Annotated in this window: 13 protein-coding genes; 2 read left to right on the top strand and 11 right to left on the bottom strand. The window is 41.5% G+C overall.

The features are described 5' to 3' along the window. The coding region (locus N8M66_RS06905) for a YSIRK-type signal peptide-containing protein (RefSeq protein ID WP_261046380.1) at positions 1-1385 on the bottom strand (1385 nt) is incomplete at its 3' end. Between the two features lie 217 nt (positions 1386-1602). Here N8M66_RS06905 and N8M66_RS06900 point away from each other — a divergent pair. After that, positions 1603-3087, top strand: a complete 1485-nt coding sequence (locus N8M66_RS06900; RefSeq protein ID WP_261046378.1) for a M protein trans-acting positive regulator PRD domain-containing protein — start codon at positions 1603-1605, stop codon at positions 3085-3087. A gap of 48 nt (positions 3088-3135) precedes the next feature. Here the strand turns inward: N8M66_RS06900 and yaaA are convergent, their stop codons facing one another. The 4 genes from yaaA to N8M66_RS06880 all read right to left on the bottom strand — a co-directional run bounded on the left by yaaA (position 3136) and on the right by N8M66_RS06880 (position 8765). Beyond that, entirely contained in the window at positions 3136-3864 is a 729-nt protein-coding gene (yaaA, locus tag N8M66_RS06895; protein ID WP_261046375.1) for a peroxide stress protein YaaA, read from the bottom strand. 73 nt (positions 3865-3937) lie between these two features. Beyond that, entirely contained in the window at positions 3938-5533 is a 1596-nt protein-coding gene (locus tag N8M66_RS06890) for a hypothetical protein (protein WP_261046372.1), read from the bottom strand. A gap of 11 nt (positions 5534-5544) precedes the next feature. Further along, the gene (locus N8M66_RS06885; protein ID WP_261046369.1) at positions 5545-5955 is read right to left on the bottom strand and encodes a peptide deformylase; all 411 of its coding nucleotides are present in this window, start codon (positions 5953-5955) and stop codon (positions 5545-5547) included. A gap of 113 nt (positions 5956-6068) precedes the next feature. After that, the gene (locus N8M66_RS06880; protein WP_125416203.1) at positions 6069-8765 is read right to left on the bottom strand and encodes a cation-translocating P-type ATPase; all 2697 of its coding nucleotides are present in this window, start codon (positions 8763-8765) and stop codon (positions 6069-6071) included. 307 nt (positions 8766-9072) lie between these two features. Here N8M66_RS06880 and mntE point away from each other — a divergent pair, with 307 nt between their 5' ends. Beyond that, positions 9073-10257, top strand: a complete 1185-nt coding sequence (mntE, locus tag N8M66_RS06875; protein WP_125416205.1) for a CDF family manganese efflux transporter MntE — start codon at positions 9073-9075, stop codon at positions 10255-10257. 36 nt (positions 10258-10293) lie between these two features. Here mntE and N8M66_RS06870 read toward each other — a convergent pair whose 3' ends face one another. From N8M66_RS06870 to glmM, 6 genes are all read right to left on the bottom strand, one after another. Next, entirely contained in the window at positions 10294-12165 is a 1872-nt protein-coding gene (locus tag N8M66_RS06870) for an ABC-F family ATP-binding cassette domain-containing protein (RefSeq protein WP_125416207.1), read from the bottom strand. Continuing rightward, positions 12162-13361 (bottom strand): CCA tRNA nucleotidyltransferase, encoded by a 1200-nt coding sequence (locus tag N8M66_RS06865; RefSeq protein WP_080977758.1) that lies wholly within the window; start codon positions 13359-13361, stop codon positions 12162-12164. Before N8M66_RS06865 ends, N8M66_RS06870 begins: the two co-directional genes overlap by 4 nt. Continuing rightward, positions 13358-14125: a 4-hydroxy-tetrahydrodipicolinate reductase gene (gene dapB, locus N8M66_RS06860; protein WP_049511118.1), complete on the bottom strand. Its 768-nt coding sequence runs from the start codon at positions 14123-14125 to the stop codon at positions 13358-13360. Before dapB ends, N8M66_RS06865 begins: the two co-directional genes overlap by 4 nt. A 382-nt stretch (positions 14126-14507) precedes the next feature. After that, positions 14508-15356 (bottom strand): DegV family protein, encoded by an 849-nt coding sequence (locus N8M66_RS06855; protein WP_125416209.1) that lies wholly within the window; start codon positions 15354-15356, stop codon positions 14508-14510. A gap of 1 nt (position 15357) precedes the next feature. Continuing rightward, positions 15358-15732 (bottom strand): DUF1149 family protein, encoded by a 375-nt coding sequence (locus N8M66_RS06850; RefSeq protein WP_001050079.1) that lies wholly within the window; start codon positions 15730-15732, stop codon positions 15358-15360. A gap of 73 nt (positions 15733-15805) precedes the next feature. Next, the gene (glmM, locus tag N8M66_RS06845) at positions 15806-17158 is read right to left on the bottom strand and encodes a phosphoglucosamine mutase (protein WP_049511120.1); all 1353 of its coding nucleotides are present in this window, start codon (positions 17156-17158) and stop codon (positions 15806-15808) included. Positions 17159-17168: the final 10 nt, after the last annotated feature.

Raw genomic sequence — 17168 nt, 5'->3', positions numbered from 1 at the left:
TAGGCAATGGCTTCTCCTGACTTACCTGTTACTTCATCTGTTGTGAGAACACGGTTACCGTTAGTGCTTACGTAACGGATGACAGCTTTTTGATTTTCTTTTTCAATGACTACATTAGAGTCTTTACCAACAGCATCTAAATCATTATCGTCGTTTGGATCAATAGTTTTTGTTTCTGCATCATATCCACGAATAGATTGATTGTCACTAATTTTCCAACCAACTGGTGCATTAGGAATTTCAGTTACATCTGCTCTTGTTGTGTCATTAAAATCATTTTTGTATTGTCTACGGACAGCCGCTTCTTTATTTTCTACTACTTCACCATTTGAATTGATGTAATGTCCATCTTTGTCGACTAAATTGATATAACCTAAGTCTTTATACCAAACGTTGACAACTGTTTCATTTATATAGTCTGGGTTAACTGTTAACTCATCAACACTCTTGGCATCTGCGTAGAAACCTGGATTAACTGGGGTCATAACTTTCTTGAAGGTATAATCCAAATCTCCGATAGCACGTTTCCGACGACGCGAACTACCTTGTGCGGCATGAGCCTCAATAGCACTCTTTAATCTTAAGCGTGCTTCTTGATCTAACGGAATATTCCACCCGCCTTTTTTATTTGCCTTTGCATCTTCAACTCTAAGCCCCTTTACAGGTTTTAAGGCAATTTTATCTTTTTCTTCTGACTCTTTGTCTACTTCAGAAGTTTGTTCAGCTACTTTTGAATCTGCATTTTTCTTTTCAGCAGATTCAATTTTGCTCACTACTTCAGTTTTATCAATAACTTTAGTCGTAGTCGCCCCTCTAAGTTCCAAAGCAATAACTGCAGCTTGAAGTTCAGACTCTGCTTGAGATAATTCTGATTCTGTCACATCTGCTTTATTTAGTAATTCTTTAGCAGATTGTACACTAGATTGAAGACGCTTTACACTTTCTTCAGTGTACAGTTTAATCTCCAATTTTTCTGCGCGCAAAAGGGCAGCTGATAATTTTGACTTATCAACAGCATTTTTAGAAGATACTTCTTCTCTCTGAATTTTAGCTTCTTCAACTTTTTCTGCTGGTGCTTTAGCATCTTCAGATTTAGCTGGAGTTACTTCTACTGGATTAGCAACCGTTGGAGCTGCGTAGGTCGTTTCTTTCTTAACTGTAGAAACTTCTGCTGGTTTGGTAGCTTCTTCTACCTTATCGACAGAAACACTGTTAGTAGCTTCTGATTTTTGTTCTTCTGCTTGTACCGCTTGAGCATTAGCAGCAGTTCCCAAGACCAAGGCTGTTCCGAGCAAAACACTCGCTGCACCAAAGTGATATTTCCGAATGGAGTATCTTTGTTGCAAGCTATACCAGTCAAATGATTTTTTATGTGAATGTTTCATTGTGAACTCCTAGATAGTATTTTATAGTTCTCACTCTACAACTATTTGAGATATAAATCAATATTTTCTAATCAATTAATATATTCTCTTTTTGTACCTAAAAGCCACTTATATTATTCTAATTTTTCTGTTTAATCTAGACACTTTTTCTACTCCAACATTTTTGTACACTTTAGACGATAATATGATATAATGAATTAAGGAGGAAATTACCTACATGCGCAACCTTTTATCCACAAAAGATCAAAGACAACTACGTTTAATGGAGATCTTAATCCAGAATCGTAATTGGATGAAATTACATGAACTTGCCGACAATTTAGGATGTACAGAACGAATTCTAAAAAATGATTTAAATGAATTACGTACCGCCTTTCCAAATATTAACATCCAATCTTCCGTAAACGGAATCATGATAGATATAGAAGTTAACACCAGTGTAGAAGATGTATATCAATATTTTCTTTCCCATTCTCAATCTTTTCAATTACTAGAGTATATGTTTTTCAATGAGGGACTACCTATTTATCGAACCGTTGAAAATCTTCACTCAAGTAATGCTAATCTATATCGATTAGGTCGAAATATTACAAAAATTCTATCATCTCAATTCCAAATTGAACTATCTTTTACTCCATCTGAGATACGTGGGAATGAGATGGATATTCGCTATTTTTTTGCCCAATACTTTTCTGAGCGTTATTATTTCCTAGACTGGCCTTTCCCCGATATCCCTGAAGAGGACTTAACAGAGTTTGCTGATTTCTTCTATAAAATCACCAACTATCCGATGCGATTTTCAATTTATAGAATGTATAAATTGATGTTAGCTATCAGTATCCACCGTATCAAAAATGGTCATTTCATCGACTTACCCAATCATTTTAACGAAGAATACTATCCTCTTTTGATGGGAATTCCAAACTTTGAGGAGATACTTGTCCATTTCTCTGAGAAATTGGGACTGGAAATCACTCCAGATATCATCGCACAAATTTTTATTTCCTTTATTCAAAACAATCTTTTCTTAGATCCTCAAGAGTTCTTTAATTCATTAGAAGGAAACAGTGAAGCAAGATACTCTTACCAATTACTTAGTCAAATATTAGAACGTCTAGCAAAACAATATAAGATTACTTTTACCAACCGCGATGAGCTGATTTGGCATTTACACAACACGGCTTTCTTTGAAAGACAGGAAATATTTTCTACTCCAATCTTATTTGAACAAAAAGCATTGACGATTAAAAAATTCGAAGTTTATTTCCCAGACTTTATGGGAAGTGCGCGTCAAGAACTGGCTCAATACCGTCAAGCAATTGGACAGCATGACCATCCTGAACAGTTGGAACATTTGATGTACACCATCTTAACCCATGCTGAAAACCTCTCTACTCAGTTGTTAGAAAATCGACCACCTATCAAGGTTTTAATTATCAGTAACTTTGACCATGCTATATCCCTTACCTTTGTTGATATGCTTTCCTATTACTGTAATAATCGCTTTACCTTCGAAATTTGGGATGAATTGCAAACAAGCCCTGAGATTTTGAATCAGACAGATTACGATATCATCGTGTCTAATTTCTATATTCCAGGCATTACGAAGAAGTTTATTTGTCAAAATCACCTGTCAATCATGGATTTAGTCAATCATCTTAACTGTTTATCAAATGAGATTCATATATCCAATACTTTATAAACTAGAAAAGTCAGCATAATACTGCTGACTTTTTCTTTTATCTATTTTCTATACTTCCTTAACAAAAACCAATTCCTGTGGCTGGGACAGGTCTTCTCGGTAGGTAAATCCTGCAAAACTTAAGCGACGTGCTTCCTCCACCGTCTGTACTTGATTTTCTATCAGTGCTGTTAGGAAGGCACCACGCGCTTTCTTGGAAATAGTTGAATGAATCTTCAACTGACCACCTCTATCCTCCATGAATTTGAAGGTCACCATCTTTTCTCTGATTTCCTTAGAAAATACAGTCTCAAACTCGGACGACAAGAGGGAGAAAATTAGGTCTTCCTTCTTCACAGCTTCATCATAGGCTGACTTCCAATGGCTCTTCAAAGTCTTACCAGCAACTTTTAACTTCATCAAAAAGTCCAAACGGTGAGGTGCCATAGGTAACAAGGCTGGAACAACACCGTACAAAGCCGAGGTAATGAAGACATGATTTTCAAGATAAGCTTGTTCAGCCTCAGTCAATTTATCTCGCTTGATATGGCGATACATAAGCCCATCAAAAAGTTTCAAGGCTGGATAGTGTTGAGCAGTTTGCCTTTTCAAAGCTTGGATATTTTGAAATTCTTCCTCAGCCTTCTCAGCTGATACCTTGTAAAAACTCTCCAATTGATTAGAAGAATAGAGGGCCAAGGCATCCAGCACCGCCTGACTTTCTGGTCTTAAAGGAGCGACTTCAATACTTGGCAAGTCTGTGTTCATTTCTTTTGCTGTTGGGATTAAAATTTTCATATTGATAGTGTAGCATATTTTTTAGCTACTACCAAGAAATTCATCTGAAAAACCTCGGTTTGACCGAGGTTTTTTACTGCACTTTAAAGGTCTTAAGATAGTTATCTTTTCCTACTTGACCTTCGAAGGTTTTACCATTTTCTAGGTAAGGAAGGTCATCCGATACAGAGGCCTTGACCTTATAAATCTTGCCATCAACTTTAAAGAAGTAAACGGTGTCGCCCTTGATAACAGCTGATTTGAGGTCTGCTACCACACCCTTGATGCTTTCAGTTGTTGCATTATCAATCTCAAGGTCGTTTTTATTGGCATATTTGCTGAGCAGTTCTTCCACTGTAGTAGCTACGATAACGTTTTGGTACTCGACTGCATCTACCAGAGCATACTCTTTGACCAATCCAGCATTATCCTTCAATCCCATAATATACAGAGGTTTATCATTGAGGTTGATGAGGATTGGGAAGGTTGCCTTGTAGGATTTCTCCTGAACAGCACCTTCTGCCGATTCACGAGCTGATTCTTCGGTCGCAGAAGCCAAGCTGTACTTGGTGATTTCTCCTGTTCGCATGTTTTCAAGGATGAAACCAAGATTACTTTCATCCGCATTGGCCGACGTCACACCTGTGTAGAGATAAATGTCATTGCCGATAGACAAGTAATTATATCCCTTGGTAGTCTGGGTCACATTTTTCTTGGAAATCATGGCATTCCAGAAACCGTCCTTGTACTTGCCGTTATAGTTGATTTGCTCGATGGTTTCCTCAGCTGGATAAACCCTGTCCACCCATTCTGGAACATCTGCTAAGCTGTATTCCTTGGTTTCTCCATTTGTAGCATCCAAGATAATGACTGAAACAGGACGAGGAACTGCAAGCCCAAACTGCTTTTGGTAAACTGTAGCCACATAGAAAGGATTGCCCTCATCGTCCACCTCGAAAGATGGAGTTTTGAAAATTTTGGTTGGGTACTTCAAGCGCAGGTGACGTTTAACATCTCGGTTAAAATATTCCGAATCCGAATACTTGATGGGTGTCTTCAAGTCCACCAAGTTGGCATTTCCAGTTACCATGTCCACCTTGATATACTCGCCGATTCCCTTGGCCTGATTATTAAACCATTTGATAGGGTCTGCGTATTCTAGCGGTGTCACCCGATAGGGCTTCCCATCAATCGTTAGTTGAGTATAGGTGTCTGCCGCCACGTATTGCGACACCTTATCCGTTAGGGAACCCAAGTAGCGGTCACCAATTTTTTCAGCAGTACTTCTATCTAAAATAGGAACCTTACTGGTATCAGTCTTGGGAAATTCTGTGAAGTCTTTTTCCGTAACCGTGACTACATTGGCATAATTTTTAGCCTGAAAAATGCTGGAAGTCACCAAGGAAACCAAGGCTGCTAAGAGAAGAATTCCTCCAATAGAAGCTAAAAGGATTTTCCCTAACCGATTGATTTTGACATCCTCTAGATTTAAGGCAGCTTCCGCTTTGCCATGACGCACATGGACTGTTTTGACCAGATTGATTCCCCTGCCAAAGCCAAATAAGACTGCTACAAGCAGCAAATGCCCACAAAGGAAAAAGAGAAATTCCCAGCTGGTCAGGTTAAGGGGTGGTAAGAAGATATACCAAGTCGATGCAATAAAAATAAGTTCAAAGACTATTCGTTTCATTTGCTTTCCTCCTAAATGATTCGTCCTTCCAAGTGATCCAGTTCATGCTGGCATATCTGAGCTGGAAAGCCTGTCAAGGTAATGGTTTGTTCCTGCCACTTGCTGTCACGATAGGACACCGTAATCGTTTCATAACGGGTCGTCGATCGAACCCCAGTCAAAGACAAACAGCCTTCTTCTGTCTCATAAGGTCCTTCAAAGGACAGAAGTACTGGATTAAACATGACCACAGGAACCAAACCAAGATTAAAGATAATCACGCGCTTCTGCACCCCAATCATATTGGCAGCCAGACCAACACAGGTCTCGCGATTTTCTAAGAGTGTATCCTGCAAATCTTTGGCAAGATAAAGATCTTCTTGACTTGCCGGTTGAGACACCTGAGATAAAAATAAGATATCCTTTACAATTTTCTTCTCCACTTCCTCACACTCCTCTTTCTTTTTACTATATTATAGCAATTATAGCACAAAAGCCGATAACTGCAAGCCCTTTCCCTCAACTGTAACAAAAAGCCATCCGAAGATGACTTTTTTTAAATCGCATTCTTGTCAAAACCGAGTTTACGTTGGATAAATTTAACGATTTCGACAATGATAATCATTGAGAAGCTTCCAGCCATAACAATTCCCCATTGAGACAAGTCTAGTTTGGTTACGTGGAAGATACCTTCAAGCGGTTCTACGACGATTGTTGCCATAAGAAGGATGAAGGATACCAAGATAGACCAGTTGAAGGTCTTAGACTTGAATGGGCCAACTGTCAAGATGGATTGGTAAACAGACTTGACATTGTAGGCATGGAAGAGCTGAATCAAACCAAGGGTTGCAAAGGCCATAGTTAGAGCATCCGCATGAATGGCATGATTGTCACCCACATGAACTGGGTAAAGAAGGGCAAGGCCATAAACACTCATAACAATAGCTGCTTGGAGTACACCTTGATAGATGATAGAACTCAAAACACCACCTGAGAAGAAGCTTGCCTTGCGTCCACGTGGTTTATGGTTCATGACACCAGGCTCAGCTGGCTCAACACCTAGAGCGATAGCTGGGAAAGTATCGGTTACCAAGTTGATCCACAAAAGATGAACTGGCTGTAAGACATCCCAACCAAACAAGGTTGATAGGAAGATAGTTAATACTTCAGCAGTATTGGCAGAAAGTAGATACTGAATAGTCTTTTGAATGTTTGAGAAAACCTTACGTCCTTCTTCCACTGCAACGATGATAGTCGCAAAGTTATCATCTGCAAGAATCATGTCAGAAGCCCCCTTAGAAACCTCTGTACCAGTGATTCCCATACCGATACCGATATCGGCTGTTTTCAGAGCTGGCGCATCATTGACACCATCACCTGTCATGGCAACGACCTTACCTTGTTTTTGCCAAGCCTTGACGATACGAACCTTATGCTCTGGAGATACACGCGCATAAACAGAGTATTGACCAACTACTTTTTCAAAGTCTTCATCAGATAGTTCGTTGAGCTCAGCACCAGTTAAAACGTGACCTTCTGTATCGTTTGCATCAATGATTCCCAAACGTTTGGCAATAGCTTCTGCAGTGTCTTGGTGATCACCCGTAATCATGATTGGACGGATTCCAGCTTCCTTAGCTACACGAACAGCCTCAGCAGCTTCAGGACGTTCAGGGTCAATCATCCCAATCAAACCAGTAAAGATTAAATCATTTTCAAGCTCTTCAGAAGTGAGGTTTTCTGGAATGCTGTCAATAATCTTATAAGCACCAGCAAGGACACGCAAGGCTTGGTGAGCCATTTCAGAGTTGTTTGTGTGAATGAGGTTTGTAACCTTCTCATCAATCGGAGCAATATCCCCAGCCTTATCACGAAGAACACAACGTTTCAAGAGTTGGTCTGGCGCACCTTTAACAGCTACGAGGAAGCGTCCATCTGCAAGTGGATGAACTGTTGACATGAGCTTACGTTCAGAATCAAATGGCAACTCAGCCACGCGTGGATATTTCTCTAAGAAACCTTTGACATCGTAACCCTTATCCAAGGCATACTGGATGAAGGCTGTTTCAGTAGGGTCACCAATCAGATTGCCATCCACATCGATTTTCGTATCATTGGCCAAGACTACTGAACGTAGAAGCGGCATTTCAAGACCCAGTTCAATATCATCAGCTGAGTCATGTAGGACTGCATCGTAGAAGACTTTTTCGACTGTCATCTTGTTCATGGTCAACGTACCAGTCTTATCAGAAGCGATGATTTCTGTTGAACCAAGAGTTTCAACTGCTGGCAACTTACGAACGATTGAGTTTCGTTTGGCTAAAACTTGAGTACCAAGGGCAAGAACAATAGTTACGATAGCTGGGAGCCCTTCTGGAATAGCTGCAACGGCAAGGGCAACAGAGATCATCAACTCACCGAGTGGATTTTTCCCTTGAATGAAAACACCCACTACAAAAGTAACAAGTGCAATAACCAAGATAGCATAGGTCAAGACTTTAGAAAGGTTGTTCAAGTTTTGTTTAAGTGGTGTATCTGTCTCATCCGCATCTTGAAGCATACCAGCGATATGACCAACTTCAGTGTACATCCCTGTATTGACAACAACACCCATCCCACGACCATAGGTCACGTTTGAGTTTTGGAAGGCCATATTGACACGGTCACCAATACCAGCATCTGCAGTAAGCTCGACTGACAAGTCTTTTTCGACTGGCACAGACTCACCTGTAAGAGCTGCTTCTTCGATTTTAAGAGAGTTGGCTTCTAGTAAACGTAGGTCTGCAGGTACTACATCACCAGCTTCGAGAGCGACGATATCACCTGGTACCAATTCTTTAGAATCAATCTCCGCCATATGCCCATCACGAAGAACGCGGGCAGCTGGACTAGACATGGATTTGAGAGCTTCGATGGCTTCTTCTGCTTTCCCTTCTTGGTAAACACCAAAGGCAGCATTGATGATAACCACAGCTAGGATGATAATAGCATCTGCGATATCTTCCCCACCAGAAGTCACAACTGACAAGATTGCTGCAGCAACTAGGATGATAATCATCAAATCCTTAAATTGCTCGATAAATTTGACCAGGATTGATCGTTTCTCGCCTTCTTCGAGTTCATTGTGGCCAAATTCTGCAAGGCGCTTTTCCGCCTCACTTGATGACAAACCTTGCTCGGTCGCATCCACAGCCTTCAAGACCTCTTCAGGACTCTGAGTGTAAAACGCTTGGCGTTTTTGTTCTTTTGACATGTGTCTCCTCCTTGACATTGTGTGCAAAACAGACTCTCTTTTCCCTCATCGCATCTTTTCACGACAAACAAGAAGAGACCTGTTAATCATAACAAGTCTCGCTGTTTAAGATAGTGCCGGAAAGCATACTTTTCAGTATAAAATTCGGAATGACGACACTATCACAGGTTTCTGCCAGCTACTCCCTTGAGTAGTACTATTATACCAAATTTTGAAAAGTTTTCAAAGAGTAAAAAATGACTTATTTGAATTTTCCCTTGAAAACCAGTATAATGGTAGAATGCTATATGACTAGAAAGGAAGTTGAATGAAGCAATCTATCTCAAATCTCAAGTTAGCTGAGCGTGGGGCCATTATCAGTATTTCGACCTATTTGATCTTGTCTGCAGCCAAATTAGCAACTGGTCACCTCCTTCATTCATCCAGTTTGGTGGCCGATGGTTTTAACAACGTGTCGGACATCATTGGAAATGTGGCCCTCTTGATTGGAATCCGGATGGCGCGCCAGCCTGCAGACCGAGACCACCGTTTTGGCCACTGGAAGATTGAGGATTTGGCTAGCTTGGTCACTTCCATCATCATGTTCTATGTTGGTTTTGATGTTCTAAGGGATACCATTCAAAAGATTCTCAGTCATGAAGAAACGGTTATTGACCCTCTGGGTGCAACTCTAGGAATCATTTCTGCAGCGATTATGTTTCTAGTTTATCTCTACAATACTCGCCTCAGTAAGAAATCCAACTCCAAGGCACTCAAGGCTGCCGCCCAGGACAATCTTTCTGATGCTGTTACCTCACTTGGTACTACCATTGCCATCCTGGCCAGCAGTTTCAATTATCCCATTGTGGATAAACTGGTTGCCATTATCATCACTTTCTTTATCTTGAAGACTGCCTATGATATCTTTATCGAGTCTTCCTTTAGCCTTTCCGATGGTTTTGACGACCGCCTGCTTGAGGACTATCAAAAGGCCATTATGGAAATTCCCAAAATTAGCAAGGTTAAATCTCAAAGAGGTCGCACCTACGGTAGCAACATTTACCTTGATATTACGCTAGAAATGAATCCTGACTTGTCTGTTTTTGAGAGTCATGAAATCGCGGATCAAGTCGAGTCTATGCTGGAGGAACGTTTTGGCGTCTTTGATACCGATGTCCATATCGAGCCAGCACCTATCCCTGAGGATGAGATTTTAGACAATGTCTATAAAAAATTGCTCATGCGCGAACAATTGATTGATCAGGGAAATCAACTGGAAGAACTCTTAGCTGACGATTTTGTCTATATTCGTCAAGATGGAGAACAGATGAATAAAGAGGCCTATAAAGCAGAAAAAGACTTGAATTCAGCTATCAAGGACATCCAAATCACTTCCATCAGTCAAAAGACCAAACTCATCTGCTATGAGTTAGATGGTATCGTCCATACCAGTATCTGGCGTCGTCACGAAACCTGGCAAAATATCTTTCATCAAGAAACCAAAAAAGAATAGAGAAATCCTGTCATGAGACGGGATTTTTCTATTCTTCTAGCTATCAAATTCACTTAGATACTCATAGCGTTCGTATTTTTCAAGGAGTGCTTCGTTTTTCTCATCCAGTTCTTTTTGGAGAGTAGCCAACTTACCAAAGTCAGAGCCGTTGGCCTGCATTTCCTCTTCAATGACAGCGATACGATTTTCCAAGGCTTCAATATCGCTTTCAATACTTGCCCACTCCTGCTTTTCTTGGTAGGTCATGCGTTTCTTGTCTTCACGGACCTTGACCACTTTCTCCTTTTCGGCCTTTTGCACTTGATTGGCCAACTCTGTTTCAAAGACTTTTTCATCAAGATAATCGGTATAATGACCAAAGAAAGGACGAATCTTGCCATCCTCAAAAGCGAGAATCTTGGTCGCTACCTTATCTAAGAAATAACGGTCATGGCTAACTGTCAAAACTGGACCAGCAAAGCCTTGCAAGAAATTCTCCAAAACTGTAAGAGTAGCAATATCCAAGTCATTTGTCGGCTCGTCCAAGAGAAGAACATTTGGTTTTTCCAAGAGCAGTTTGAGGAGATAAAGACGTTTTTTCTCTCCCCCAGACAATTTCTCAATCAAGGTTCCATGCGTCGAACGTGGGAAAAGGAACTGCTCCAGCAACTCTGCAATCGAAGTCGTAGAACCACCGCTGGTCTTGACCTCTTCTGCCACTTCCTGCAAGTAATTGAACACTCGCTTGCTTTCATCCAAACCCTCAATTTGCTGAGAGAAATAGGCGATGCGAACAGTTTCCCCAATCACAACTTGTCCTGCTGTCGGCTCAAGAATGCCTGCAATCAAGTTAAGGAGAGTTGATTTCCCAACACCGTTATCCCCAACAATTCCAATACGATCTTTAGCCTGTACCAAGAGATTAAAATCTTGCAAAATAGGCTTGTTTTCATAGGCAAAGAAAACATCCTGAAACTCGATAACTTTCTTCCCAATCCGACTGGTTTCAAAGTTCATGGTCAAGTCTGTCTCAGCAACGCCACCTGAAACTTCTTTCTTTAAATCATGGAAACGATTGATACGAGCTTGCTGCTTGGTCGCACGCGCCTGCGGTTGTCTGCGCATCCATGCCAATTCTTGCTTATAAAGTTGTTCCTTTTTGTGGAGAAGAGCCGCATCGCGCTCATCTTGTTCAGCCTTAAGGCGAACATAGTCCTGATAATTCCCTTGATACTCGGTCAATCCAGCTCGATCCAACTCGAAAATCCGTGTTGACAAAGCGTCCAAGAAATAGCGATCGTGGGTGATAAAAAGGACGGTCTTCTTGGAATTTTTCAAAAAGAGGGTCAGCCACTCAATAGTCGCAATGTCCAGATGGTTGGTCGGCTCATCCAGCAGCAAGAGGTCGTGGTTGCCAAGAAGAACTTGCGCCAACTGGACCCGTCTTCTTAGACCACCTGACAATTCTCCCACTGGAGTAGATAAGTTCTGAATACCCAGCTTGCTAAGAACCGTCTTGACCTGACTCTCAATTTCCCAAGCTTGGAGAGAGTCCATTTCTGCCATGACCCGTTCCAAACGCGCCTGTTTGTCATCACTATAGTTGAGCATGATCAACTCATACTCACGAATGAGTTGGATTTCCTTGAGGTCGCTGGAGAGGACCGTATCCAAAACCGTCTTGCTATCATCAAAATCAGGGTCCTGAGTCAAGTAACCAATCTGGTAATCATTCTTAGCCGAAAAGGGACTGACATCCCCATCAAAGCCAGAAACACCAGATAGAACATCTAAAAGGGTGGTCTTGCCAGTCCCATTAACACCGATTAGACCGATTCTGTCTAGGTCATGGATAATAAAGGAAATATCCTTAAAAACGGTCTTGTCACCGACGGATTTACTTAGTTTTTCAACGATAAAAACACTCATTTTTTCTCCCTCAGATAAGCATGGATGGCTTGACGGTCATTTTCCAATTCTCCATCGACAATGGCATATTCAATCTCTGTTAAAATCTCTCCCAAGTCTGGGCCCGGCTGATAACCATATTCCTTGATTAAAATGCCACCGTTAATCTGAATTTCTTTCTTATCATGAATGGTCAAGCTCTGGTAGGTTTCAGTGATGGCTTGTGGGTTGACTTCTTTTCCTTGGGCCTGACGAAGATTTTCAGACTGTAAAAGTAAATCCAAGTCAAAGCGATAACAATCGCGCTTGCTCAATTCTCCCTTTTCACGCAAGGCCAAAATAGTCAGCAAATCCTGAACTTGCTTGGCAAATTGACGTGAGGTCTTCCAAGCCTTCAAAAATGGCTGCGCATTTTCAATCTCCAAAGCCCACAGTAGAGCTGCCCAGGCTTGTTCAGAGGATTCAAAAGTAAAATCAGTCTCTAAATCAAACAGTCTATTAAGCTCGTCCTGGCTAGATGCCATATCAGGGAGATAGTCATAAGCTTGACTCTCAATCATGGAAGCCAAACCCCTTCTCCAAAATGGAGCCAGCAAGAGTTTATCAAACTCAACGAAGGTACGCTCCACAGAAATTTTCTCCAAAAGTGGCGTCAAAATTTTCATAGCTTTAAATGTTTCTGACTCAAGTTCGAAGCCAAGACTAGCCTGAAAACGAAAACCACGCATAATCCGCAAAGCATCTTCGTTGAAACGCTCACTAGCCACTCCAACTGCTCGTAAGACTTGCTTTTCCAAATCTTCTAAACCATGGAACAAGTCAATGATTTCTCCTGTCTCGTCCAAAGCAAAGGCATTGACTGTAAAATCACGGCGCTTGAGGTCTTCTTCTAGCGAGCGCACAAAGGAGACCGCACTGGGTCTGCGATAGTCCACATAGACATCCTCTGTCCGAAAGGTGGTTACCTCATACTCCTCATCCCCATCTAAAACTAAGACGGTTCCATGCTCGATTCCGATATCGGCTGTTCGCGGAAAAATCTGCTTGGTTTCTTCTGGATAAGAAGACGTCGCAATATCCACATCATGAATGGGACGATTGAGGAGGGCATCTCGAACAGAGCCCCCAACAAAATAGGCCTCAAAACCTGCTTCTTTAATTTTTTCTAATACTGGTAAAGCCTTCTGAAATTCAGAAGGCATTTGCGTTAATCTCATAATAAGTGTTCTAATCCATAGACAAGCTCATGACGCTTGACAACTTCTTTAATTCCCAAATTCACCCCTGTCATGAAGGAGCTGCGATCATAGGAGTCATGACGGAGTGTCAATCCTTCTCCCTGATTGCCAAAGATGACTTCCTGATGGGCTACTAAGCCTGGCAAACGTACTGAGTGGATCCGCATGCCATCAAAGTCAGCACCACGAGCACCTGCAATCAATTCTTCTTCATCAGGCGCACCTTGCTGGGTAGACTCTCGAACTTCTGCCATTAACTCAGCTGTTTTAATAGCTGTTCCACTCGGAGCATCCTTTTTCTTGTCATGATGGAGCTCGATAATCTCCACATTTGGGAAATATTTAGCAGCCTGCCTTGCAAATTGCATGAGTAAAACAGCACCCAAGGCAAAATTTGGAGCGATTAAACCACCCAAATTTTGTTCACGAGAAAATGCTTTCAGCTCTGCAATTTCTTCACTCGTGAAACCAGTTGTTCCAACTACTGGAGCAAAGCCATTTTCAAGAGCAAAGCGTGTATTTTCATAGGCAACAGTTGGAGTAGTAAAGTCTACCCAGACATCCGCTTCAAAGCCTGCTAAATCAGCCTTATCCTTGAAAACAGGAATACCCTGCCATTCTGATTCAGACTCAAAGGGATCCAAAACTGCTACCAAGTCCAAGTCTGGATCAGCCAAGACCATCTGACAAGCAGCCTGGCCCATCTTTCCCTTAAAACCAGCAATAATTACTCGAATACTCATCTCTACTCCTGACTAAGATACAAAGGACGATAGCTGCCCTTGAAAAATAGGGAATGACGCTGACTTTCCATGAAAGGCAAGACAGGCATCTTTTTTCAAGAGGCAGGTAGTCCGTGTTCAATTTCTAAGATACAAAGCCTGTAAGAACACAGAGTGAAAATAGGAGTTCTAATCAAGGAGTGTCTCCTCCCTCCTTGGAAGAACTATCTTTTTCACAGAGGGTTCCAGGCGTGTTCAATTATCAAGATACAAAGGGCCTTAGCTACCCGTGAAAAATAGGGGATGGCGCTGACTTTCCATGAAAGGTAAGACAGGCATCTTTTTTCAAGAGGCAGGTAGTCCGTGTTCAATTGCTATTTCTTAACTAGCCTAGAAGCGCAAACTAAATTACTGGAATATAACCTAGAGCAATGCTTCCTGCTCCTAGGTGTGTTCCAATGACACTACCAAATGTAGCAAGTGAAACATCCGAACCTACTCCAGATTCAAGTAAGTGCTGACGCAATTCCTCAGCCTTTTCAGGGGCATTTCCGTGAATGACAATGATACGGTATTGGCCTGAAGCTGTTGCTTCATTGATAATTTCAATTAAGCGCTTGGTTGCTTTCTTTTCAGTACGGACTTTTTCGTACACTTCAATCACACCTTGGTTATTGAAATAGAGGATTGGCTTAATGCTTAGCAGATTGCCCAAAATCGCAGCTCCATTTGAAAGGCGTCCACCTTTAACCAAGTGGTCCAAATCATCGACCATGATGAAAGCAGATGTGTGACTAATTTGGATAGCTAGCTTATCCTGAATAATGGCAAAGTCATCACCCTGGTCTCGCCAGTTAAAGACACTTTCAACCATGATACCCAGAGGAGCACTTGTAATCAAAGTGTCTGGGAAGGCAATGGTTAATCCCTCATAATCATCGACCATGTACTGGATATTTTGGTAAAAACCTGAAATTCCAGAAGATAGGAAAAGCCCCAAAGCATGTGTATAGCCTTGTTCTTTAAGCGAAGTTAGAATCTCATCTAACTTGGCAATACTTGGTTGACTGGTCTTAGGCAATTCAGAAGCCTGAGCCATTTTTTGGTAAAATTCCTCAGCAGTCAGATTGATCCCTTCGACATACTCCTCACCATCAATATTAACAGGAATATCCAAGACAAATAAATCTTCTCTTTGCAAGGTATCTGCACTGAGATAGGCAGAGGAATCTGTGATAACAGCTAATTTCATATTAGAACTCCAAATTGATTCCTGGTAAGTCTAATGCAATTTCAGTTACTTCATAAGTCAAACGGTTGAGCATGTTCAAACATGGACGAGCCAAGGTTTCCACTTCTTCTTGGTTCAATTCACTTGGTTCGTTAACAATACGACCATCGATATGGTTCACCTGTGAAATGGTTCCACTGATGACAAATTTATCAAATACAATCATAAAACTCAAGATAACAATCAAGGAAGTCACTTGATTTTCTTGGTCATGTTGAATTAATTGGAAGTTCACATCCACCTTAGTTTCAGGAGCTCCATTTTCATTTTCCCATTCAAAATTACGCGCATCAAAATGATACTGACTAACAAATTCTTGTTCACGTTTAAGATTCATGTCTTTCTCCCTCGGCTACAATATTATAAGCTATTGTACCATAATTTTTTATTTTCATCTAGTTTTCTAGGATTTAGTCAATCCCGATTTCAGCTCGAACTACGTCTGCGATGGTATCAACATAGTAGTCCACTTCTTCTGTTGTAGGCGCTTCTGCCATAACACGCAAAAGAGGCTCTGTTCCACTTGGGCGAACAAGGATACGGCCATTCCCCGCCATTTCAGCTTCCATCTTCTCGATGATAACCTTGATAGCTGGCACTTCCATAGCCTTTTCCTTCATGGCATTTTCCACTCGGATATTGACTAATTTTTGTGGATAGATGGTTACTTCTGCTGCCAACTCTGACAAGCTCTTACCAGTTTCCTTCATGATTTTGGTCAATTGAACAGCAGATAATTGGCCATCACCTGTTGTATTGTAATCCATCAAGATGACGTGACCAGACTGTTCACCACCGAGGTTGTAGCCTGATTTTCTCATTTCTTCCACAACATAGCGGTCGCCAACTGCAGTGACTGCCTTGTTAATGCCTTCACGGTCCAAGGCCTTGTGGAAACCAAGGTTGGACATAACAGTTGTCACGATTGTATTTTGGGCCAATTGTCCTTTTTCAGAAAGGTATTTCCCGATGATGTACATAATCTTGTCACCATCAACGATGTCGCCATTTTCATCAACAGCAATCAAACGGTCACTGTCTCCGTCAAAGGCCAAACCAATAGCTGAGCCGCTTTCTTTGACCACATCTTGAAGAGCTTCTGGGTGAGTTGAACCAACATTAAGGTTGATGTTAAGACCATCTGGTGTTTCCCCGATAACAGTTAATTGAGCGCCAAGGTCTGCAAAGATTTGACGGGCACTTGTAGACGCCGCACCGTTTGCTGTGTCCAAGGCAACCTTCATTCCCTCAAGAGGAGTTCCAGTTGAAACAAGATAGCCTTCATACTTACGCAAGCCTTCTGGATAATCTACCAAGGTTCCCAAGCCTTCTGCACTTGGACGAGGAAGAGTGTCTTCCGCAGCGTCTAGCAAGGCTTCAATTTCTGCTTCTTTTTCATCGTCCAGTTTGAAGCCATCACCGCCAAAGAACTTAATTCCGTTATCAAGGGCTGGATTGTGGCTGGCAGAAATCATGACACCAGCACTTGCTCCTTCAGTTTTTACCAAGTAAGCTACTGCTGGTGTTGCCAAAACACCTAGTTTGTATACGTGAATACCAACTGAAAGAAGACCAGCTACCAAGGCAGATTCTAGCATTTCCCCAGAAATACGTGTATCACGTCCTACAAAAACTTTCGGTGCTTCCGTTTCATGTTGGCTAAGAACATAGCCTCCAAAACGTCCTAGTTTAAAGGCCAATTCTGGCGTTAATTCTACGTTAGCTTCTCCACGGACTCCATCAGTCCCAAAATATTTACCCATTTTTATAAAA

This window comes from Streptococcus mitis (assembly GCF_946188585.1).
Lineage (GTDB): Bacteria > Bacillota > Bacilli > Lactobacillales > Streptococcaceae > Streptococcus > Streptococcus mitis_DG.
Note: the sequence above shows the minus strand (reverse complement) of the source record. Positions and strands in the feature narration are given on the sequence as shown.

Coding starts and splice junctions, on each gene's coding strand:
- N8M66_RS06890 (WP_261046372.1), bottom strand. CDS start 5,533: ATGAAACGAATAGTCTTTGAACTTATTTTTATTGCATCGACTTGGTAT.
- N8M66_RS06855 (WP_125416209.1), bottom strand. CDS start 15,356: ATGAAATTAGCTGTTATCACAGATTCCTCTGCCTATCTCAGTGCAGAT.
- dapB (WP_049511118.1), bottom strand. CDS start 14,125: ATGAGTATTCGAGTAATTATTGCTGGTTTTAAGGGAAAGATGGGCCAG.
- N8M66_RS06850 (WP_001050079.1), bottom strand. CDS start 15,732: ATGAATCTTAAACGTGAACAAGAATTTGTTAGTCAGTATCATTTTGAT.
- N8M66_RS06865 (WP_080977758.1), bottom strand. CDS start 13,361: ATGAGATTAACGCAAATGCCTTCTGAATTTCAGAAGGCTTTACCAGTA.
- glmM (WP_049511120.1), bottom strand. CDS start 17,158: ATGGGTAAATATTTTGGGACTGATGGAGTCCGTGGAGAAGCTAACGTA.
- N8M66_RS06880 (WP_125416203.1), bottom strand. CDS start 8,765: ATGTCAAAAGAACAAAAACGCCAAGCGTTTTACACTCAGAGTCCTGAA.
- yaaA (WP_261046375.1), bottom strand. CDS start 3,864: ATGAAAATTTTAATCCCAACAGCAAAAGAAATGAACACAGACTTGCCA.
- mntE (WP_125416205.1), top strand. CDS start 9,073: ATGAAGCAATCTATCTCAAATCTCAAGTTAGCTGAGCGTGGGGCCATT.
- N8M66_RS06900 (WP_261046378.1), top strand. CDS start 1,603: ATGCGCAACCTTTTATCCACAAAAGATCAAAGACAACTACGTTTAATG.
- N8M66_RS06870 (WP_125416207.1), bottom strand. CDS start 12,165: ATGAGTGTTTTTATCGTTGAAAAACTAAGTAAATCCGTCGGTGACAAG.